The organism is Streptomyces sp. NBC_00223 (genome assembly GCF_036199905.1).
Taxonomy (GTDB): domain Bacteria; phylum Actinomycetota; class Actinomycetes; order Streptomycetales; family Streptomycetaceae; genus Actinacidiphila.
Genome location: NZ_CP108109.1, coordinates 1,789,902 through 1,810,716, shown reverse-complemented (window position 1 = coordinate 1,810,716; position 20,815 = coordinate 1,789,902). Strand labels below are relative to the sequence as shown.

Sequence of the window (20,815 nt, the reverse complement as noted above, 5' to 3'; positions counted from 1 at the left end):
GCTCCTGCTGCGGGCGATTGATTCAAGTATGTCAGCGCAAGTTCCCCTCGCGTGGAAAAGGAGCGAGAATGACCGATTCATGGCTGCCCCCGGACGGGGTTCGCCGCACCTCCGACGTCATCACTGTGTCTGTCGGTATGTTCAAGGGCGGAGAATTCCGCTGTCCTGCGGCTGACGCGCTCAAGGCGCGAGGCTACCGTCCGCTGATGTCCCCTGGCCGTCGCCGGGAACCGCTGGAGCACTTCACGTTCGGTCCCTTCATGGCGGCTTGTGACGCCCGTAACCCGTATCACGAGGGTGCCGGCGCACAGCGGACGCGGCTCGCGAAGCCGCTGCATGACGGCCTACGGCAGTGGACGGAACACGCGGTGTCGACGTACGACGCCGCCTTCCCCGCCGACCCGTTGACCGAGGTCCCGGCTCCGTGGGTCTATCGCTACCAACTGCCGGGCGCGAACCCGCGCGCGGCACGTGAGGTCCGGCTCACGGTGTGGGGCCGCTGCCTGCGGTCCGCCGACGGGAAGGTGCGTGAACTCCGGCTCCCCGTGAACCGGCTGCACCGCGAAACCCCGCCCGAGGAATTCGTCGCCGCGGCCGCCCTCGTGCTGGCCGAGGGCACCCCGGGACCAATGCCTGAGCGGGTACGGATCGTTGAGTTCGCGCTGCTCGACGGCCGAGTGCGCCCGCTGTTCGACGGCACGCGGCAGGAGGCACTCACTCGCTACCGAGAGCAGGGCCCTGCCGCGCTGACCGCCGTGCTGGACAGCCAGGAGTACCGGCCGGGCACCTCGTGCGGGGACTGCCTGTACGTGTCCGTCTGCCCGGCACTGCAGAAGGCACCCGGGTTGTTGGGCGTCGGAATGCCCGGACGGCCGCGGCGCACCTGGTCTGTCACCAACGGGCGGAACTACCGGGACTGTCCGGCTCGCGACCACATGCGCCGACTTCACCTGCCCACCGCGGACGCCGTTGAACACGGCCCGACGGCCGAACGCGGCCGCGCGCTGCACGCATACCTCGCAGAACGCCATGGCAGTGCTGCCCTACGCCCCTGCACGGCCGACGTGCCCGATCAATGGGTACCCGACGGATTCGATCTGCCGGAGGACGAACGCGTCCTGGGCGTGAGGCTGTTGCGCCGCCACGTCGCTGTATGCCCGCTGCGGTGCGTGCGGGACGGTGCGGACGTACGCAACGAACCGAGGGTCGTGCGCCACGACAGTGTCGCCGACGTAGTGGTGATCGCTGCGCCCGACATGCTCTACCGGGACGGGGACTCGTGGGTATGGCGCGAGACCAAGACATCGGCCGGCGAGCGGCGTACGAACCGCCCGCTTCTGGAGCGCTATCCGCAATTGGCGCTGGCGGTCCAGTTTCTCGCGCGCGGTGACCTGGGGGGCGCGCCGGACCGTGCTCGGGTCGAACTGGAGGTGCTGCGTCCGGGGGGCGCGGACCTGGAGATCATCGATCCGTTCGCCCCTGCCGCCCGTACCTCCGCGGAGCGGATCCTGAACGGGCTTGTAAGCGAGTGGTATCGCGACGACAACTACACCGCGGTTCCTGGGCATGGGTGCAGGCGCTGCGAGGTGGCGCGCTGGTGCTCGGTGTCGCTGCCTGCTGAGGCGGCGGTGTGAGAGCCGGGACGACGGGCCCACGCGGCTCGAGCACAACGGAAGGCGACAGTCTGGAGACGGAACGGGCGGGAACCGCGCTTTTCCGTGAACTCTCCTGCGTCGTCGCCACATTGGGGGAGCACGGCAGTCTCCGTTCGTTCAGCCTGCCCTATCCGCCCGCCGCGCAGAGTGCGTTGGACCGTACGGTCCTGCACTGTCTCGACTTGGGTGAGAGGCCGCCGCGAAGCGTTCCAGAGCTGTTGGAGTGGTGCCGTCACCGGTCCGCTGGAGACCCGCTCTTCCGGGTTCCGGCCTCTCTTGTCGCCCCGGACGCGACACTGGTCCATCCGGTCGGCCTAGTGCCCACCCGTACCTGCCTCGAACTGGCCTCTCACGGGTCGGCGGGAGGGCCGGAGAGGGAGGCCCTTGCGCTGCTGACCGAACTGGAGCAACGGTGCGGCTCCACCGAGCAGTACCGCCGGTGCCGGCAATTCCTGGCACACCGCCCTGTGGTGCACCAACAGGACCGTTTCCGGGGTGGATGGAACAAAGCGGTCTGGACGCGCATCAAGGATCTCTATCACCCGCTGCCCGAAGCCCTGCTGGTGGCGGGTACCTTTCTCCGCTGCGGCAACTGTCGGCTCCCGGCCATGCCCCGGGACCGCAAGGCCCCGGAGCAAGGACCCCTCGTCGCCGGTCCGGAGACATGGTGCGAGGGAGAAGAGTGCCCGCACGGTGTTCGGCTGGATCTGATCCGTGATCCGGACCAGGTCTGGCTGCTTCGAAGGCCGTTGCGCGCGTTCTTCACACCTGCGCTCCGAGTCGAACGGGAGGCGCTGGACGAACTCGATCGCGCGGGGATCGGCTATGAGGCCCTTCAAGGAGAGCTGAGCGCGTATCGCCTGCGGAGCGTGGGCCTCGGCGCTCGCAGCATTCACGTGTACGACCGTGTGCAGCCGGCACTCATGGCCTCGCGGTTCACCGATCCGGCCACACCGCTCCCGGGCCTGACGCTGGTGGTCGTCCCACACCGGCTCGCCGAGCGCGGTGACTATCGCGTCTCGTTCACCGAAGCCCTGCCCACCGAGTTCAAGGGGCGAGTGGTGCTGACCGGGCCGCAGGATCTCGTACGTCACGTCCGTGGATATTCCGCCGACAAGGCCAAGAAGAAAGAGGGCGACGATGCGTAGCCTGACGCCGCCATTGCACGACCTGATCTCCGACCTCCGTACGTTCGCCGGACCGCATTTGCGCCCACCGGCGTTGGAGTTCTTCTGCCAGGTCGAACTCGGCCTGTACCTTCAGCAGAAACTGATGCCGGACAGCCCGGCGGCCCACGCCTGGGTGCTCTTCAGCGGATACGGGTTCGCCGAGGCATACGGGGTACGGCTGCCCCCGGACGCCACCAGGACGCTTCGGGTCGCCCGATACTCGCTGTGGACCCTGCGCAGGGGGCGGGCATGGAGGGAGGCATTGGAACGCTACCAGCGGTTCAACCCGTCGCTGCGTGGCTACGACGTACCGGACTCCGAGCTTTCGGCTGTTCGTTGTGAGATCTCTGTCGGGAGCGACCGGTGGGGGATTTACGAGCGTCTGTTGCGGGTGGCTCCGCCGTTGGCGGGCAAGCGACTCCCCGTCGCAGGGCCAGGACCCCACGCCTTCCCCGTCAGCCGCTCCATGGCCGTGGTGGATCTGCCCCTGGTGCCCCACACGGCCCTGGTCGCCCACGACATGGACGTGACTCCTCCCGGTGGCGGCGAACCGTTGACGTTGCGTATGAAGGATCTGAAGCGCACCGCTGCGGAGATGGACGCCACACACGCGAGGATCGGTACCGGGAAAGTCCCACGGTGGCTGGAGCGGCTCCAGAACTTCGAGATGTCCACAAAGAAGAAGGACACCTTCCAGCAGGCCGACGAGTTCACGGTGGACGGTATCCAGCATTTGCTCGGCATCGTTGGAGCGGGCAAGAGCACACTGCGCGACATCATCGCCATTCACCTCGCCCTCCTCGGAAAGCGGACCACTGTTGTGGTTTCCGATGTCGCCGAAGTGCTGAAGCTGGTCGAGCTGTACAACTTCTACACCGACGGTGCGGCTGCCCCCGTGCTCGGCTCTTCCGGACGCGAGCGGCATGCCCAGCGGCTGCACCGCAGGCTGGCCGGCCGCGGGGAACACCGGCTACTGGCCCATGACGATCCGGCTTTCGCGTACCTCGGAACCTCGTGCCTGCTGAACGCCCGGCTGCGTGGCGCGTCGGCCCGTGAGCCGCTTGCCTTCGGTGAGTCCCCGTGCGCCCGGCTGCGTCCTCCGTCCGACCCGCGGCGGCGGGCCGGACGACCCCAGGCACCGGAATGGCAGAAGCAGGCGGTGACATGCCCGTACTGGTCGGTCTGCCCTCGGCATCACGGCTCTCGTGCCCTGGTCGACGCCGCCATCTGGGTGGCGACTCCGCCCGGACTGATCGACGCCTCCCCGCCGCGCCCGCAGAACGGCGAGCGCATTCGCTATCTCGAACTCGCCTGCCGGCGCAGCGACCTCGTGATCATCGACGAGGCAGACCGGGTCCAGATGCACCTGGACCAAATCTTCGCCCCCGCCGTGCTCCTCGCCGCCGACGAAGAGAGGGGCTTCCTCGACTGGCTGAGCCGACACAAAATCCGTGAACTCGCGGCGAGCGGCCGCACTCAGCTCTCCGACCGGGACGTGGAGATCTTCTCCGCTGCTCTCAACACCGCGGGCACGGCCACGGACCGGCTGTACGCGATGCTCGTGACCCAGCCCGACCTGCGCCGCTGGGTGCGGTTCGGGTACTTCAGTGCCTGGACCCTGCAACTGGGCCTGCTCGACGAGCGTTACCGGCTCCCCGAGGAGGGAGGCGCGCATCATCCGAACGGCTCCCCGAGGGAGGCGTTGGGGAACCTGTTCGACGCATTCCGCGACAACCCCTTCGGCGACCGCTCCCGACGGACGGACGAGGACTTCACCCACCTCACCGTGTTGCTCAACGAGCTTCTGCACACCGGAAATCCGGAGAACACCCGGCACCGTCTGATGGACGTCATGGACACCCTCTTCCAGCTGGACGAGGCATTCATGGCCGAGAAACAGCGGGAGTACGGCGAGCAACTGGCCAAGTGGAAGGAAATGAAGGAGGAATGGCAGCGAAAGCAGCGACGAGGCGGAAGGGCCCGCAAGGAACCGCCGTCTCCGCAGACCCCCGAGGCATGGCGGGAGGAACTCGCCACTCGCTTCGAGTTCACTCTGCTGCTGAGTGCCCTCGAACCGCGACTCGCGATGATCAACGCGATGTGGCCACGGGTCGAGGCTGCGCTCAGTCTGGGCTACAACGAGATGTACCGTCGCCCGCTCGACTACGGCCCGATGGTGCCCGAAGCGCCGATGGGCAACGTACTCGGCTTCCAGTTCCGGGTCCACGGCACTGACGAGGGAGGCATTTGCAGCGGAGAACTGACCTTCTTCCGCTGCAGCGGGGTCGGCCGGGAACTGCTGCGTGCGATGCCCTCCTTGGCCTCAGTGGACGGCCGACCGGGTGCCCATGTACTGCTCATGTCCGGTAGCAGTTGGGCAGGGGAGTCCAGTCGATATCACGTCCTGGAACGCGTCGGAGTGATCATCGAGCCGCCGCCGGAGGTGACGGAACGCATTGCCGCCGAAAGCGAGATGCGCTTCGAATTCATCGATGACGGCGAGGAGAAGATGCGTCTGTCCGGGACCCACCCGGACGATCGGCCGGCGAAGCTGCGTCGCATCGCTACCTGGCTCGGTGCGGGAGTGGACGAGGCCGAGAACGGCGGCCCGCTGGAACGGGAGCTGTTGTCGCTTCCGGAGGGGCGCGACCAGATCCTGCTGCTGGTCGGCAGCTACGAGGAAGCGCGCGTGGTGGCCGACACTCTGCACAACCTCAACTCCCGATGGCGGGACAGCGTGCTGTGTCTCGTCTCGGACGACGAGGAGATCGACGAGGACGATCAGGCCCCGTCCGCGTACCGAGCCCGTGTTCTGCGCCGAGGGGACGTCGAACACCTCAAGGACCTTGAGGCGGACGTCCTTGTGGCGCCACTGCTCGCCGTGGAACGCGGCCACAACATCCTCAACAGAGATGACGAGGCTGCCATCGGCACCGTCTACTTCCTTGCCCGCCCGAATCCGCATCCCGACGACCTGTCCCTGGCGGTCAACGCTGTCAACGACTGGATTATGCGCGAACAGGACAGCGGTGCCTTCGACCGCTGGGTCCGCAGTGGCGGCACGGTCGAGGAGGGAGCTGATGAGGTCCGCCGTCGCGCGCGATCCCGTTGGTACCAGTTGCTGCGGCGCCCTATGGCATGGAGCCGCCTCGGCGACGACAGGGAGCAGGTCACATGGGACATGTTGGTGCTGATGTGGCAGGTGATCGGGCGGCTGGTGCGCGGTGGGGTGCCGGCCCGAGTGGTTTTCGTGGACGCGGCCTTCGCGCCCAACCGTGCCGCGTTCCCCCCTTTCGCGGACACTCCCCGGTCCAGCTTGCTGCACAGCGTTCTCGACGTGCTCAACCCGTACTTCGAGGGCGACGCGAAGCCCGCCGACGAGCGGTTCATCGCCCGAGCCCTATACCAGCCGTTGTGGGAGATGCTCGGCCGTTGCCTGGCACAGCCCCTGCCCGCGGTCTGACAGGAAGCGCAGTACCTCACTTCCTCAGGAGGAACCTCGTGTACCACACCATTCGCGCAGTAGCCTACGAACCGAACCCCGCACACGGGCCGTGGCAGGAACAACTGCATGTCCTCCGGCTCGGCGAGGAGCTGCATGCCGAACTTGTCCTCCGTTACGAGGAAGCTCACGGCAAAACCGATCACCCCGTCCGGCTCCCCGTGAGCCGACTCAACTCCCTGCTGTCTTCCATGGCGCCCGGCGTCGTCGCGACCGGTCGCAACGTCGGAACGGACGGCAGGCTGCCCTGGCTGTACGCGCGAGAGGCCGTGCCACGGGAGGTCCTCGCGCCGCTCATCGGCTCCTGGGCGGCCGACCTGTTTCACACGGAGGACGAGGACGCGAGCGAGGGCTCCGATCTTGAGGAGGAACTCCTGGCCGATGACGTGACCGCCACGGTGCAACTCCCGGTATGGAAAGCCGAGTCCGTGGACCTCACCGAGACCGTGACGTCGACGGGCGGCACCGCTGAACCGCTCCGCCGGCTCTACAACCTGCTGCCGGAGTCGATCGCCTACCGCTTGGCCAGCCGCCCGTACCGTTCCCACGGCGCCACACTCCAGTTCCGTGTCGTGAGTTCCGGGAACGGAGCCGAGCTCGTCTCCTGGCCGCCCCAGCGGTACGACTACCGGAAGCAGACCTGGTACTACTCGGCCCGCGTGAACATCACCGTCCACACGATGCCCTTCTCCCCCCGGTTCCGCGTCCACGTGTCCACAGGGGTGCGCCGGTGGGCCACCCGGCTGGACGTACGCCCCCGGGAGCTGAGCGGAGCGACCGTATTGCTGGACACTCCGCTACCGTGGCCGGAGGGTCCGGATCACGGCCACCGGCTGATGACGAACACCCTGGGGTACGACCGGCGGCGCAAAGAGATCGCCTGGCGCCGCTACAGCCCCGCGTTGCTGCTGCCCGAGCTGGACATCGTGCGCCACTACCCGGAACCCATGGAACTGTTCACCTCCCCGGAGAAGTGGATCAACGGGCAGCGGAATGTCGCGGCCGGAATCGTCTATCACCCGGTACTCGGCCCGCACGAGGTCGGGTCAGGACTGATGCCCCGGGAACGGGCGGAGCTGGACGCCTGGGTCGATGAGGGGCTGCGGCCGCTGCTGCGCCGGGTCGACGACCTGACTCGGGTCACCCGACGAAACACCCCCTCCCTGCTGCCCCGGTCGGCCAAGAAGGCTGAGCCGGACACCAGGGAGGTTCAGAGGGCTCTACTCCGCCGGGCGGCTCTGGCCCGGGCCTTGGGTGGTCGTCCCTTGGAAATCGAGATTCTGTGGCAGTCCCGGGAGACGCGGGATGCGCTCCTCAGGGAACTGCCGAAGCTCATTGGGCTTCCTCCCGGAAGCCAGGTGGTCCCGGGCGACGACATCTGGCAGTGGCGGACAGACGGCATTCGGATCAACGTTCGAGTCCGGCCTGCCGGAATCCTGACGAACGCTTTGAATATTTCCCGAAACCGTAAGCGTCGGCGGGCTGTTCGACTCGCCGACGCCATCTCTGACCGCTGCGCGCTCGTGGCGGATCGGACGGATTCGCCTCGAAGCGACATCAGCCTTGTTGTCGCTGAGATCGCGGGCAAGGACCGTTTCGCCGCCGTCCCGGACTCCGACCCTAAGCACGCGTTGCGTCTGGCCTGGGCTCGACAGGGAAAGGTCAGTCAGTTCGTCAACCTGCCGGACGACGTGGCGGGCACTTTGGAGCACCGGGCCCGATGGACGTGGCTGGATGCCTTCCGACAACTCGGAGCGATCAGCCCGCCTGCCCACCGCGTAGGGGCGGGCATTCCCGGGGATCTCCAGTACGCCGCGCTCTGGCTTGTGCGCTACACCGGGAAGGGGCCCACTCGATGCCCGGCCCGTCGCCTTGTCGCGGTACGTGTCCGCCCCGACGACGGCTCTGGCGCCATTGAAGGCTGGGACGCCGATCGGGCCGAGTGGGTGCCGTACCCGCGGTTGTTGCTGTCGCTCACCGAGAGCGTCGACGGAGCCTGGGACACCAGGCGCTCGGGTGAACGGAGTGGAGACGGGCGGGACTCGGCGGGACAACGAGGGAAGCATCAGGAGGGTACGGAGTGGAGGTGGCAATCGGACGCCGAGCGCCAGATTCGCACCCTTCTCTTCCAACTCCGCGACCGACCGACGCTGTTGCTGGTCAGCGCGGGAAACCTGCGCCAGTGCTGGCCGCGGCTGCGCAATGGCGCACTGATGCGCGACATGCTGGGGTTCGGGACCGAGCCGGACCAGCGCCACACGGTCTACGGGCATGACCTGCGAGTGGTGCTCGTACGGGACGGGAACGGCCGGGACGAGGTGGCCGAGTGGTACGCACACGACGCACAGGACAAGATCGGCTTCGCCGAGGGCGTTTGGGGGTCGGACGAGCCGGAGAACCGTGTATTCGCCAGTACGGCCAGTACCCCGCACACCGTTGCGAAACTGCCGAAGGGGCTCATGAAGCTGGTGCCGACGGCAGAGTGTCGCACAGCGCCCGGGAAGACTGCCTGGAATCCGGTGCAGTTGGAGGTGACCGTGCTCGGCTGCCTCTCGGACAAAGTCCTGGCAGACTCGGGACGCGAAGGTGCCGTGCCCGACCACCCCGCCGAGTGGGCCACCTTGGCGCACCAGCTGCGCTATCACGATGACTACCCGCCGCTGGCCCGCCCCCTCCCGCTGCACCTCGCACGCCTGGCCGGGCAGTACGTGCTTCCCCTCACCGATACGGAGGAGAAGCACGGCGCACACATCGCACAAAAGCTGCCGGCCGCGCCCTCGGTAAAGGAAGACGTGGCCGGCAGCCAGCGCGTTGGCGGGGGAGGAGCAGGGGGTACTCCGGACCAGCCCGGGGTTTAGAGGTCGAAGTACAGCTCGAACTCGTGGGGGTGGGGGCGGAGCTGGATCGGGGCGATTTCGTTGGTGCGCTTGAAGTCGATCCAGGTGTCGATGAGGTCGGTGGTGAAGACGCCGCCGGCCAGCAGGTATTCGTTGTCCTCTTCGAGGGCCGTGAGGACGGCCGGCAGGGACGTGGGCACCTGGGGGACGCTCGCGTGCTCGTCGGGGGCGAGCTCGTAGAGGTCCTTGTCGATCGGCTCGGCGGGCTCGATCTTGTTCTTCACGCCGTCCAGGCCGGCCATCAGCAGCGCGGCGAAGGCGAGGTACGGGTTCGACGACGGGTCCGGGGCGCGGAACTCGACTCGCTTGGCCTTCGGGTTCGAGCCCGTGATCGGGATGCGCATCGCGGCGGAACGGTTGCGCTGCGAGTAGACCAGGTTGACCGGAGCCTCGAAGCCCGGGACCAGGCGGTGGTAGGAGTTCACCGTCGGGTTGGTGAACGCCAGGAGCGAGGGGGCGTGCTTGAGGATGCCGCCGATGTAGTAGCGGGCGGTGTCGGACAGCCCCGCGTAACCCTGCTCGTCGTAGAAGAGGGGGATGCCGTTCTGCCACAGCGACTGGTGGACGTGCATGCCCGAGCCGTTGTCGCCGAAGATGGGCTTGGGCATGAAGGTCGCGGTCTTGCCGTTGCGCCAGGCGACGTTCTTCACGATGTACTTGAAGAGCATGAGGTCGTCGGCCGCGGCGAGCAGGGTGTTGAACTTGTAGTTGATCTCGGCCTGGCCCGCGGTGCCGACCTCGTGGTGCTGGCGCTCGACCTGGAGGCCGGACGCCTCAAGCTCCAGGGAGATCTCGGCACGCAGGTCGGCGAAGTGGTCCACGGGCGGGGTGGGGAAGTAGCCGCCCTTGTAACGGACCTTGTAGCCGCGGTTGTTCTCCGTGGCACCGGTGTTCCAGGCACCCGCCTCGGAGTCGATGTGGTAGAACGACTCGTTCGCCGAGGTCTGGAAGCGCACGTTGTCGAAGACGTAGAACTCCGCCTCGGGACCGAAGTACGCGGTGTCGGCGATACCGGTCGACGCGAGGTAGGCCTCGGCCTTCTTGGCCACGTTGCGCGGGTCACGGCTGTACTGCTCGCCGGTGATCGGGTCGTGGATGAAGAAGTTGATGTTGAGCGTCTTGTCCCGGCGGAACGGGTCGACCCGGGCGGTCGACAGGTCCGCGCGCAGCGCCATGTCGGACTCGTGGATGGCCTGGAAGCCGCGGATGGACGAACCGTCGAAGGCCAGCTCCTCGGACGGGTCGAACGTCGAGACCGGGACCGTGAAGTGCTGCATGACACCGGGCAGGTCGCAGAACCGGACGTCGACGAACTTGACGCCCTCGTCCGAAATGAACTTCTTGACGTCGTCGGCGTTCTGGAACATCCCACTCCTCCTAGGCCCGGCCCCGCGGGTCGGGTTGACAATGCGGAGCGCGGCCACTGCGAGCCGCACACGCTCCCGACCATAAGGATCAGGGATTTCTCCAGCATGACCCATTTGTTTCGCCGACGTTAACCACGACTCCGCGGCCGTGGTACCCGGGCGGTACTGCTGCTCCGAACGGGGGTTACCGTTGACGCGTGGACAACAGGGAAGCAATCGGCACATGGCTGTCCGGGCCCCGCGCGGCCGCCGAGCAGATGGGCGTGGAACTCGGCTACCGAGGCGAGCGGCTGGGCCTGCCCCAGGAGGGGCCGGGATCGGTCGCGCCGATCGGCCGCCGGGTGGCCGCGATCTTCATCGACTGGATTCTGAGCATGGTGATCGCATACGGTCTGATCGCTCACCGTGATCTTCACGTGGCCAACAACTGGGCGCTCGTCGTCTTCGGCCTCGTCAGCCTGATCGGGCTGGCCCTGGTCGGCAGCACGCCGGGCAAGATGCTGATGCGGCTGCGCGTGATCCGGCTCGACGGCAGGCGCCTCGGCCCGGGAGGGGTCGTTCTGCGTACGGTGCTGCTGCTGGTCGTCGTGCCCGCGGTGATCTGGGACCGCGACACCCGAGGGCTGCACGACAAGGCGGCGAAGGCCGTACAGGTCCGGATCTGAACGCGGGCCCCGGCCAAGAGGCCGCGGACGTCGTCAAGCCGTACGCCGACCCGGCCGCGCCCTGCCCCCGCCGGTCCGGGCGGTATCGGTACGAAAAGGGTCCGGGGGCGCGCCCCCGGACCCTTCGTCCTGTCGTTCCGATGAAAACCGCTGCTCAGCGCCCCTTCGGCATCCGCATCCCGCGAGGCATCGGCCCCTTGGGAATCGGCATGTTGCTCATCAGGTCCCCGAGCGCCCGCAGCCGGTCGTTCACCTCGGTGGTCTTGGGGCCGCTCAGCGAGCGCGGCAGGCGCAGCAGCGTGGCCCTGATCTTCTTCAGTGCCAGCTGGTCCTCACCGGTGCCCACGATGTAGTCGTGCACGGGCACGTCGTAGACGACCCGCGAGATCCGCTTCTTCTCGGCGGCGAGCAGGCCCCTGACCCGGTTGGGGTTGCCCTCGCCGACCAGTACGACGCCGGCCTTGCCGACCGCCCGGTGCACCACGTCCTGGCTCTTGTTCATCGCCACCGCGGGGGTGACCGTCCAGCCGCGCCCGATGTTCTGCAGCACCGCCGCGGCCGCGCCCGGCTTGCCCTCCAGCTGCCCGAAGGCGGCACGCTCGGCGCGGCGGCCGAAGACGACCGCCATCGCGAGAAGCGCCACCAGAAGGCCCAGGATGCCCGCGTAAATGGGGTGACCGATCAAGAAGCCGAGGGCGAGGAGGACACCGAAGGTGACGATTCCCACAGCCGCAATGACAAGCCCGATCTTGGAATCGGCCTGCCTGGTCATCTTGTAGGTCTGGACGATCTGCTTCAGACGTCCAGGGTTCTCGGATGTTTCCTTCCTCGCCATGCGGCAAAGGATACGTGGCCTGTCGGTACGCCGTCACCGCGGCCGGGTCCCGCGCGCGGCCCGGAATCCGGGAGGGGGGAACGCTCAGTGGGAGAGCGCGCCGGCCGGGGGGAACGGTCAGTCGGAGAGCGCGCCTACTGGGGAGAACGCTCAGTCGGAGAGCGCGCCGGCCGCGTCGCGCCCGACCCCCGACGGCCCGCCGTTCACCGGAGACCCGCCGCTCACCAGCGCCGCGCCGCCCGCCGGCGGCCCCCCGTCCACCAGCGCGTCCATCTCGTACTGCGCGGCCCTGCGCTCCTTGGCCCGCTGCCGGTCGGCCACGACGGCGGCCCACGCGTTCCTGCGGGCCGTCTGCTGCCCACCCGTGAGCAGAAACGTTTCGACGGCCCGCAGCGCTCCGGCCATGGGGGTGTGCGGACGGGGAAAGTGCACCGGCTTGGACGTCATGGCGTCCCCCTCGGGAAGCAAATGAGACGGTTGTACGGTGAAAACCAGGCTCGCCACTCCGTGTTACCAGCAGGTGACGTGTCGGTCAAACTCGCATGAATGCCTCAGCCGAGTGGCCACTCGGGTGTCCTGAGCGCCTTCGGTATCCGCGTCCCGCGAGGCATCGGCCCCTCGGAAATCGGCATGTTGCCCATCAGGTCCCGGGCGCGGCCCCGGCATGGGCGCGCCGACCGGGCGTCCCGGCGGGAGCCCTTCACTCCGCGGCCGCGACCGCCTCGCCCTGCCGGCGCCGGTCCATCGCCTGCTGGAAGAGCCGTCCCGCGCGGTACGACGAACGGACCAGCGGCCCGGACATCACGCCCGCGTAGCCGATCTCCTCGGCCTCCTCCTTGAGCTCCACGAACTCCGCGGGCTTGACCCACCGCTCCACCGGGTGGTGCCGCACCGACGGCCGCAGATACTGCGTGATGGTGATCAGCTCGCACCCGGCGTCGTGCAGGTCGTGCAGCGCCTGGCTGATCTCCTCGCGCTCCTCGCCCATGCCCAGGATCAGATTGGACTTGGTGACCAGACCGGCCTCGCGGGCACGGGTGATGACCTCGAGCGAGCGCTCGTAACGGAAGCCGGGGCGGATGCGCTTGAAGATCCGCGGCACCGTCTCCACATTGTGCGCGAGCACTTCGGGGCGGGCGCCGAAGACCTCGGCGAGCTGCGCGGGCTCGGCGTTGAAGTCGGGAATCAGCAGCTCGACCTTCGTACGGCCGCCGGCCCGGTCCGCCGTCATCGCGTGGATCTGCCGCACGGTCTCGGCGTACAGCCAGGACCCGCCGTCCTCCAGGTCGTCGCGGGCGACGCCGGTGATCGTGGCGTAGTTGAGGTCCATGGTCAGCACGGACTCGCCGACCCGGCGCGGCTCGTCACGGTCCAGCGCCTCCGGCTTGCCCGTGTCGATCTGGCAGAAGTCGCAGCGCCGGGTGCACTGGTCGCCACCGATGAGGAAGGTCGCCTCGCGGTCCTCCCAGCATTCGTAGATGTTCGGGCAGCCGGCTTCCTGGCACACGGTGTGCAGCCCCTCGCTTTTGACGAGTTTCTGCATCTGCGTGTACTCGGGGCCCATCTTCGCCCGGGTCTTGATCCACTCGGGCTTGCGCTCGATGGGGGTCTGGCTGTTGCGGACCTCAAGGCGCAGCATCTTGCGTCCGTCGGGTGCGACTGCGGACACGACCGGCTCCCTACAGCTTCGATTCTTTGGCGAACACCAGCGTACGCCCGTGATTCATACGGTTCCGCATCGAAGTAACCAGCAGCCTCGATGGGCCATTCCCTTCGGTCTCCCCCGGCACCCCTGTGCTCCGGGGTCACACCGCCCGGGGGAGCGGTACGGCCGTCGACAGCACCTCCGTCAGGTGCTTCTCGACCACCGGCAGCACCTCGGCGACCGGAACCCGGCGGCCCAGCTCCTCCGAGAGCGAGGTGACGCCAGCGTCGCGGATGCCGCACGGCACGATCCGGTCGAACCACGTGGTGTCCGGGTCGCAGTTGAGCGCGAATCCGTGCATCGTCACGCCCTTGGCCACGCGGATGCCGATCGCCGCGAGCTTGCGGTCCTCACGGCGCTGACCGGCGTTGGAGGGCGCGTACTGCGGGCCGTTCAGCCTGGGGTCGAACTCTCCGTCCTCGCCCCCCCTCGGCGAGGAGGGGCCCACGGCCAAACGGGGGTCGAAGTCCAGGGTCAGGCCGCCGGGCCGTTCCGCTATCGGGTCACCCAGCACCCACACTCCGCTGCGCCCCTCCACCCGGGAGGTCTCCACGCCGAAGTCCGCGGCCGTGCGGATCAGCGCGTCCTCCAGCCGGCGGACGTGCGCCACCACGTCGACCGGGCGCGGCAGTTTGAGGATCGGGTAGCCGACGAGCTGGCCCGGGCCGTGCCAGGTGATCTTGCCGCCGCGGTCCACGTCGACCACGGGGGTGCCGTCCAGCGGGCGTTCGTTCTCCGCGGTACGGCGGCCCGCGGTGTAGACCGGGGGGTGTTCGAGCAGCAGGCAGGTGTCCGGTGTCTCGTCCGCGAACCGCGCGGCGTGGACCCGGCGCTGCTCCTGCCACGCCTCCTCGTACTCGACGGCCTGGGCCCCGAACCCCAGGTGGACGAAGTGCAGCTCACTCACGACGGCTCCCTCTGCTGTGCGCTGTGGAGGTGCCCCCGGTCGCGACTTGTGGTGCGGCCGGTCGCACCTCAGCCACTGTACGGCGGTCGGCCCGTACGCCCGTACGGGGCCTGTGGATAACTCACGTCAGGGCCGGTGAGGACGCCTGCGCGCGGCCGTCGGAGACCTTTCCGGGACTCGCCCGGCCGCCCGCCCGCAGCCGGACCCCACCCGGACCCGCACTCGGACAGCGCCCGAACCCGCCCCCGCCCCGGCCGACCCGTGCCCCCACCACCAGGCCCCCGCACGGCGCCCCTACGTGCCGCTCCCCGGTCGGTAACGCCGCCCGTTGTCGCTCATTCGGGCGAATATACGGCTCTTACGGTGAGCTTTCCGGCACTGACCGTTACATTCACGCCGATCCCGAGACCTCCCCGAGGAAGTGGACCGCACTGCCGATGACGGACCGCCCCACGCAGCGAACGCCGCACCGACCGACCGCACCGGCGGAGCGCCAGGCCCGCTCGACCCGGCGGACCCGCCCGAACAGCAGGCTCGCCTCGCTGATCGCGGAAGCCGGGTTCTCCCACGCGGGGCTCGCCCGCCGGGTCGACGAGCTCGGCAGCGAACACGGCCTCGACCTGCGCTACGACAAGACGTCCGTGACCCGGTGGCTGCGCGGTCAGCAGCCGCGCGGCACCACCCCCGCGCTGATCGCCGAGGTCTTCACCCAGCGGCTCGGCCGGCGGCTGTCCGCGCAGGATCTCGGGCTGGACGCGTGTGCGCCGGTGTACGCCGGGCTCGAATACGCGGCCACGCCCGGCGAGGCGGTGGACATCGTCAGCGGGCTGTGGCGCAAGGACACCGGCAATCACGTCGAGATGCGCAAGATCGCCTTCACCCCGGCCGGGCTGGTCGTCCCCAGCAGGGACTGGCTCATCGGCCGGCCCGACGCCAAGGTGGCGCTGAGCCCCGCCGGAAGCGCCCCCACCGCCCCCGCCCCCGGCGATCCGGCCCGGCCGTCCCGCGTGCCCGAGCAGCGGCGTTCCGTCCTCCCCGAGCCCCCCGCGCCCGGCGCGCACGCCGTACGCGGCCGGCTCGGCAGCGGGGACATCGCCGCCGTGGGCGCGGTCGGCGACCTCTTCCGCACCCTCGACCACGCGTACGGCGGCGGCCACGCCCGGCAGGCCCTCGTCCGCTACCTGGAGCACGAGGCCGAGCCCATGCTGCGCGGCTCCTACGGGGAGGCGCTGGGCCGCCGCCTGTTCGCCTCCGTCGCGGACCTCACCAGGCTCGCGGGCTGGACGTCGTACGACATCGGCGCGCACGGCCTCGCGCAGCGGTACTTCGTCCAGGCGCTGCGGCTCGCACAGGCCGCGGGGGACCGGGTGTACGGCGGCTATGTGCTCGTCACGATGAGCCGCCAGGCGGTCTACCTCGGGCACGGGCGGGAGGCCGTCCAGCTCGCCCGGGTCGCTCAGCAGGGCGTCGGTACGGGCGCCCCGGCGGTCGTACTGGCCCTGCTGCACGCGGCGGAGGCGCGGGGGCACGGCGTGCTGGGGGAGGCCCGCGCCTGCACGACGGCCCTGGCGCGGGCCGAGCGCGCGCTCGCCGCCGCGCGGAGCGGGGACGAGGTGCCGCGCTGGGCGCGGTTCTTCGACGAGGCGCAGTTGGCCGACGAGTTCGGGCACTGCCACCGGGACCTCCAGCAGTACCGGGTGGCCGCGCAGCACGCGGAACGGTCGCTGCGGCTGCGCGGGCCGGGGTACGTCCGCAGCCGGCTCTTCTGCCGGGCCGTGCTCGCCGCCGCGCGGCTGGGGCTCGGTGAGGTCGAGGTCGCCTGTGCGCACGGGCTGGAGGTGGTACGCCAGGCGGGTGATATGCGGTCCGCCCGGGCGGCGGAGTACGCGCGGGATTTCGGCCGGAGGCTTGAGCCTTTTCGTGATTCGGCGGCGGCGCGGGCCTTTCACGACCGGGTCGCCTCGCTGCCGCGGTAGCGGTCGGCGGATACGGGTTTGCTTCCGCGCCGCTTACCGCTGCCCTCAATCGCCGGGCGGGCTTGGTTTTGGTCAACGCTCGACCGGGCTTGGCGGCAAAGAGGAGGTGAGGGCGGCGAGGATACGGGGAGTGTCCGCGCTGGTCGTGCGCCAGTTGGAGAAAGCCGCCCGCAGCGCCGGCACCCCCTCGTACACCGTCGGAGTGAGGAACGTTTCCCCGGTTTCGGCCACCGCGGCGGCGAAAGAGGCCAGTTCGGCTGCTGTGACGTTCCCGGCGAGGGTGAAGCAGACGACGTTCAGCCGGGTCGGTGCGAGAACTCGGAAGCCGGAATGCGCGTCAAGTGCTTCGGCCAACTCCGCGGCGGAATGGGCATTCCGGTCCACGATGTCACGATGTCCCGCGACCCCGTACGCCGAAAGGGCCAGCCAGGTCGTCAGAGCGCGCAGCCGTCGTGAATTCTCCGGTGTGAGATGGAGGAAATCCGGATCGTCCCCCGGAGCCCCGAGATACGGCGAGGAATTGTAATAGACCGCCGTCTGGAGATCGCGTCGCCGGGTGAACTGGACCGCCGCGTCGTACGGGACATTGAGCCACTTGTGCAGGTCGAGGCAGACCGAATCCGCCGCGTCCAGCCCGGCGGTGAGGTGCGCGTGCCCGGGGGAGAGGGCGGCGAAGCCACCGAAGGCCGCGTCCACGTGCAGCCAGAACGGGAAGCGTTCCCGCAGCGCGGCCACCGCCCGCAGATCGTCGAAGTCGACCGTGTTGACGGTACCCGCGTTGGCCACCACGATCGCCGGGCGCCCGTCCAGCGCGGCGAGCGCCGCCGCGAGCCCGTCCACGTCCACGGCCTCGCGTCCTGGCAGCGTGGGGACCCGCCGCAGCCGGTCGCGGCCGATACCGAGGACGGACAGCGACTTGCCGATGCTGGAGTGCGGGGTGCCGGACAGCACCTCGACCGGGCCGAGCGCGGCGGCGCCCGCGTCGCTGACCCGGACGCCGAGCCGTTCGCCCACCCACTCGCGGGCGATGGCGAGCCCGACCGTGTTGGAGGTCGTCGCCCCGCTGACGAACGCGCCGTGGTGCGCCCGGCTCAGTCCGAACATCTCCCGCAGCCAGCCAACCGTCTCCTTCTCCAGTTCGGCGGCGCAGGAGTCACCGCCGGAGGAGGCGTTCTGGTCGTACGCGCTGGTCAGCCAGTCGCCCGCGACCCCGGCCGGGGTGGTGCCGCCCGTCACGAAGCCGAGGTAACGCGGCCCCGCGCTGCCGGACAGCCCCGACTCCCAGCGCGCGGCGAAGGCGTCGAGCGCGCGGTCGAGCCCGATGCCGTCGGCGGGCAGCGGCGCGGCGCCGTCCGGCCGCCACCCGGTACGGGCGACCGGCCGCTCGCCGAGCCCGGACAGGAAGCGCTCGGCGCGGTCCTTCGTCACGCCGAGCAGTTCGGGCAGCCGGGCCAGATCGTCCGCGAGGAGAGGATGCATGGCCCGACCCTAGGCACCCCACCCCCACCCCGTCCCGGTCCACCCGCCCCCCACTGGCCTGACTTCCGGCCGGGCGCGCGGCGCCGGCCGGCCGGCAACAGCTTCCGGCCGACCGGCGGTTGCCGTTACGCGGCCTCCTCGTCGTCCGTCGGGTCCGTCTGTTCCGCCGGGCCGCTGCCCGGGGTGCGCAGGCCCAGGTCGCGCAGGGCGCTCAGGGCGGCCCTGCGGCCGGAGAGCAGGGCGCCCTGGACCGTACTGGTGTCGCGGTGGTCGCCGCACACGTACAGGCCCGCCAGCAGCCGTACCGGGCGGCGCAGGTCGTGCGGCGCGGGCATCGCGGGCACGGCGTCCGGGTCGGTCCGCAGGGCCAGCAGCTCCCAGCGGTCGGTGGGGGTGTCGTACAGCTCGGCGAGGTGCGCCAGGATCGCCTTGTCGTTGTCGCCGTCCGGCGGCGGCCCGAGGATCACCGAGGTGATCAGCGCGCGTCCGGCCGGGGCCCGGGTGGGGTCGATCGTACTGGCCGGGTACGTGTGCGAGACCGGGCCGAGCCGGTCGGCGTCCAGGACGAGCACGGGCTCGCGCACCGGCGCCTCGGGCGCCGCGTGGTGCGCCACGGTGACCTGGTGGAAGGCCGGCGTCCGCAGCCCCGGCAGCAGTACGGCCGCGGTACGCGCGTCCGTGGCCACCACCACGGCCCGGCACGGGAGTTCGGTGCCGTCCTCGGTGAGCACCGCGTTCGCCGCGATACGCGACACGCGCGTGCCGAGCCGTACGGTCCCCGGCGGCAGCGTCGCCGCCAGCCGTTCCGGCAGCCGGGCCGCGCCGCCCACCGGCAGGCAGGTGCGGCCCCGGGCGAAGCCGCGCAGCACCAGGTCGGCGACCCGGCTGGACGAGGTCAGCTCCGGGTCGGAGAGCAGCGCGGCCAGCAGCGGCCGCAGAAAGCCCTCGACCGTGCGGGGCGCGAAACCCCGCGCGGCCAGCGCCTCGGCCGCGCTGGTCTCGGTACGGGCGGCCAGCCGGGAGATCGGCGTGGCCGCGAGGCGGTTGAGGGTCGTGCCGAGCCGCGCCTTGTCCAGCGCCGAGCCGATCGGCGCGCGGGCGGAGCTGAACGCGGCCCGGGCGCCGCGCGGATCGCCCACCCGGTAGCCGCGCCCGGCCCCGCGGACCAGCGCGCCCGGCGCCAGGGGCGCGAGCGACAGGTCACGCAGGCCCGGGGTGCGGCGCAGCTCCGGATAGGACGTGTTGAGCAACTGCGGCCCGTGGTCGAGCCGGAACCCCGCCACCGAGTCGGTGGCCATACGCCCGCCGACCCGCTCGGCGGCCTCGAGTACGGTGACCGTCAGGCCCCCGGCGATCAGATGCTGTGCGGCGGCCAGGCCGGCGAGTCCCGCGCCGACCACGACCACATCGGTGAAAACGGCCACGCCGTGACGGCGTGCTGGTGAGAGCACGATGCCCCTCCCCGAAATCGGGTCCGTTCCCCGCTCGCGCCGGTCCACAAGTGCCCGCGCTGGTAGGGGTCATGCCCTTCTCGTGGCCAAAGGATGCGAAGGGGGTGGTTACCGGCCGTTCACCCGCCCGATCCGGCCGTATCGGACGGGCGGTACGGGTGCGGTGGCCCTGGCCCCTGCGCGTCGGAGGAGTTGACGTTCCGTCAGGCCATGAACGCGAGGTGGCTGCCCGTCAGTGGGTCAGGGCTGCTGGGACGGCCGTCCGTCAGCGGCTGCTCAGTGCCGCCTTGATGGCCTGGTCGATCAGCGGGAAGGCGTACGCGAAGCCGGAGTCCAGCAGCCGCCGGGGCCGTACCCGCTGGCTGCCGAGCACGTCCCCGGCGAACTCGCCCAGCGCCAGCCGCAGCGCGGGCGCGGGTACGGTGGCCAGGGTCGGGCGGTGCAGTACGCGGCCCATCGCCGCGGTCACCTCGCGGTTGGTGACCGGCTCGGGCGCGGTCAGGTTCACCGGGCCGGAGAGCGTGTCCGTGTCCAGGATGTGCCGCATCGCCGCGATCTCGTCGTGCAGCGCGATGAAGCTCCAGAACTGCCGTCCGTTGCCGAGCCGCCCGCCGAGCCCGGCCTTGAAGATCGGGAAGAGCCTCCCCCAGGCCCCGCCGCCGGCCGCCACGACCAGGCCGGTACGCGCGCACACCGTACGGATGCCGGCCGCGCGGGCGGGGTCGGCGGCGGCCTCCCACTCCTGGCACAGCTCGGCGAGGAAGCCCGTGCCCGCGGGGGCGTCCTCGTCGACCCGACGGTCGCCCGTGTCGCCGTAATAGCCGATCGCCGTGCCGCACAGCAGGACCCGGGGCGGGGTGTCGAGCGCGGCGACGGCGCGGGCGATGGTGGCCGTACCGCTCACCCGACTCTCGCGCAGGACCTTCTTGCGGGCGTCCGTCCAGCGCCGGTCGCCGACGCCCGCGCCCGCCAGGTGGACGACGGCAGCGCAGCCCTCAAGGCCCCCGGCGTCCACGGTCCCGGCCGCCGGGTCCCACCGCACCTCGCCGGGTCCTGACGGCTCGCGCCGCACCAGCGCGACGACTTGGTGGCCGTCGGCGGCGAGCGAGGCGGTGAGGGCGGAGCCGATCAGGCCGGAGGCGCCGGTGACTGCGATACGCATACGGGCATTGTGGCCCGTACGGTCGCGCGGCGCCTCGCGGGGCGG

The 20,815-nt window shown here is 70.1% G+C and carries 14 protein-coding genes; 6 read left to right on the top strand and 8 right to left on the bottom strand.

Going from position 1 to position 20,815, the window contains the following annotated elements; genetic code table 11:
- The first annotated feature begins 68 nt into the window (after positions 1 to 68).
- From OHA30_RS07605 to OHA30_RS07590, 4 genes are read left to right on the top strand one after another with little or no spacing between them, the layout of a single operon-like run.
- Entirely contained in the window at positions 69 to 1,634 is a 1,566-nt protein-coding gene (locus OHA30_RS07605) for a PD-(D/E)XK nuclease family protein (RefSeq protein WP_328913031.1), read from the top strand.
- On the top strand, positions 1,631 to 2,803 hold the full coding sequence (locus tag OHA30_RS07600; RefSeq protein WP_328913030.1) for a hypothetical protein: 1,173 nt from the start codon (positions 1,631 to 1,633) through the stop codon (positions 2,801 to 2,803). Before OHA30_RS07605 ends, OHA30_RS07600 begins: the two co-directional genes overlap by 4 nt.
- A complete protein-coding gene (locus OHA30_RS07595) occupies positions 2,796 to 6,287 on the top strand; it encodes a hypothetical protein (protein ID WP_328913029.1) in 3,492 nt (1,163 codons plus the stop codon). Before OHA30_RS07600 ends, OHA30_RS07595 begins: the two co-directional genes overlap by 8 nt.
- Positions 6,288 to 6,325: 38 nt before the next feature.
- Positions 6,326 to 9,184, top strand: coding sequence for a pPIWI_RE module domain-containing protein (locus OHA30_RS07590; RefSeq protein WP_328913028.1), 2,859 nt, complete (start codon positions 6,326 to 6,328; stop codon positions 9,182 to 9,184).
- On the opposite strand, the gene glnA is transcribed toward OHA30_RS07590, so the two are convergent.
- Entirely contained in the window at positions 9,181 to 10,590 is a 1,410-nt protein-coding gene (gene glnA, locus OHA30_RS07585; protein WP_328913027.1) for a type I glutamate--ammonia ligase, read from the bottom strand. The genes OHA30_RS07590 and glnA overlap by 4 nt on opposite strands.
- Positions 10,591 to 10,787: 197 nt before the next feature.
- Here glnA and OHA30_RS07580 point away from each other — a divergent pair, with 197 nt between their 5' ends.
- Entirely contained in the window at positions 10,788 to 11,255 is a 468-nt protein-coding gene (locus OHA30_RS07580; protein WP_328913026.1) for an RDD family protein, read from the top strand.
- Between the two features lie 154 nt (positions 11,256 to 11,409).
- Here the strand turns inward: OHA30_RS07580 and OHA30_RS07575 are convergent, their stop codons facing one another.
- From OHA30_RS07575 to lipB, 4 genes are all read right to left on the bottom strand, one after another.
- Positions 11,410 to 12,090: a DUF4191 domain-containing protein gene (locus tag OHA30_RS07575; RefSeq protein ID WP_328913025.1), complete on the bottom strand. Its 681-nt coding sequence runs from the start codon at positions 12,088 to 12,090 to the stop codon at positions 11,410 to 11,412.
- A 150-nt stretch (positions 12,091 to 12,240) separates the two neighbouring features.
- Positions 12,241 to 12,537: a hypothetical protein gene (locus OHA30_RS33920; protein WP_405785692.1), complete on the bottom strand. Its 297-nt coding sequence runs from the start codon at positions 12,535 to 12,537 to the stop codon at positions 12,241 to 12,243.
- Positions 12,538 to 12,790: 253 nt separating this feature from the next.
- Positions 12,791 to 13,759, bottom strand: coding sequence for a lipoyl synthase (lipA, locus tag OHA30_RS07565; protein ID WP_328913024.1), 969 nt, complete (start codon positions 13,757 to 13,759; stop codon positions 12,791 to 12,793).
- Positions 13,760 to 13,895: 136 nt separating this feature from the next.
- Complete coding sequence (lipB, locus tag OHA30_RS07560; RefSeq protein WP_328913023.1) at positions 13,896 to 14,702, bottom strand: lipoyl(octanoyl) transferase LipB; 807 nt, start codon at positions 14,700 to 14,702, stop codon at positions 13,896 to 13,898.
- Between the two features lie 437 nt (positions 14,703 to 15,139).
- Between lipB and OHA30_RS07555 the strand changes: the two genes are divergently transcribed.
- The gene (locus OHA30_RS07555; protein WP_328913022.1) at positions 15,140 to 16,678 is read left to right on the top strand and encodes a regulator; all 1,539 of its coding nucleotides are present in this window, start codon (positions 15,140 to 15,142) and stop codon (positions 16,676 to 16,678) included.
- 72 nt (positions 16,679 to 16,750) lie between these two features.
- On the opposite strand, the gene OHA30_RS07550 is transcribed toward OHA30_RS07555, so the two are convergent.
- The 3 genes from OHA30_RS07550 to OHA30_RS07540 form a co-directional block, all read right to left on the bottom strand.
- Positions 16,751 to 18,157: a pyridoxal phosphate-dependent decarboxylase family protein gene (locus tag OHA30_RS07550; protein WP_328913021.1), complete on the bottom strand. Its 1,407-nt coding sequence runs from the start codon at positions 18,155 to 18,157 to the stop codon at positions 16,751 to 16,753.
- A gap of 125 nt (positions 18,158 to 18,282) precedes the next feature.
- The gene (locus OHA30_RS07545) at positions 18,283 to 19,608 is read right to left on the bottom strand and encodes an NAD(P)/FAD-dependent oxidoreductase (RefSeq protein ID WP_328913020.1); all 1,326 of its coding nucleotides are present in this window, start codon (positions 19,606 to 19,608) and stop codon (positions 18,283 to 18,285) included.
- 265 nt (positions 19,609 to 19,873) lie between these two features.
- Positions 19,874 to 20,770, bottom strand: coding sequence for a TIGR01777 family oxidoreductase (locus OHA30_RS07540; RefSeq protein WP_328913019.1), 897 nt, complete (start codon positions 20,768 to 20,770; stop codon positions 19,874 to 19,876).
- Positions 20,771 to 20,815: the final 45 nt, after the last annotated feature.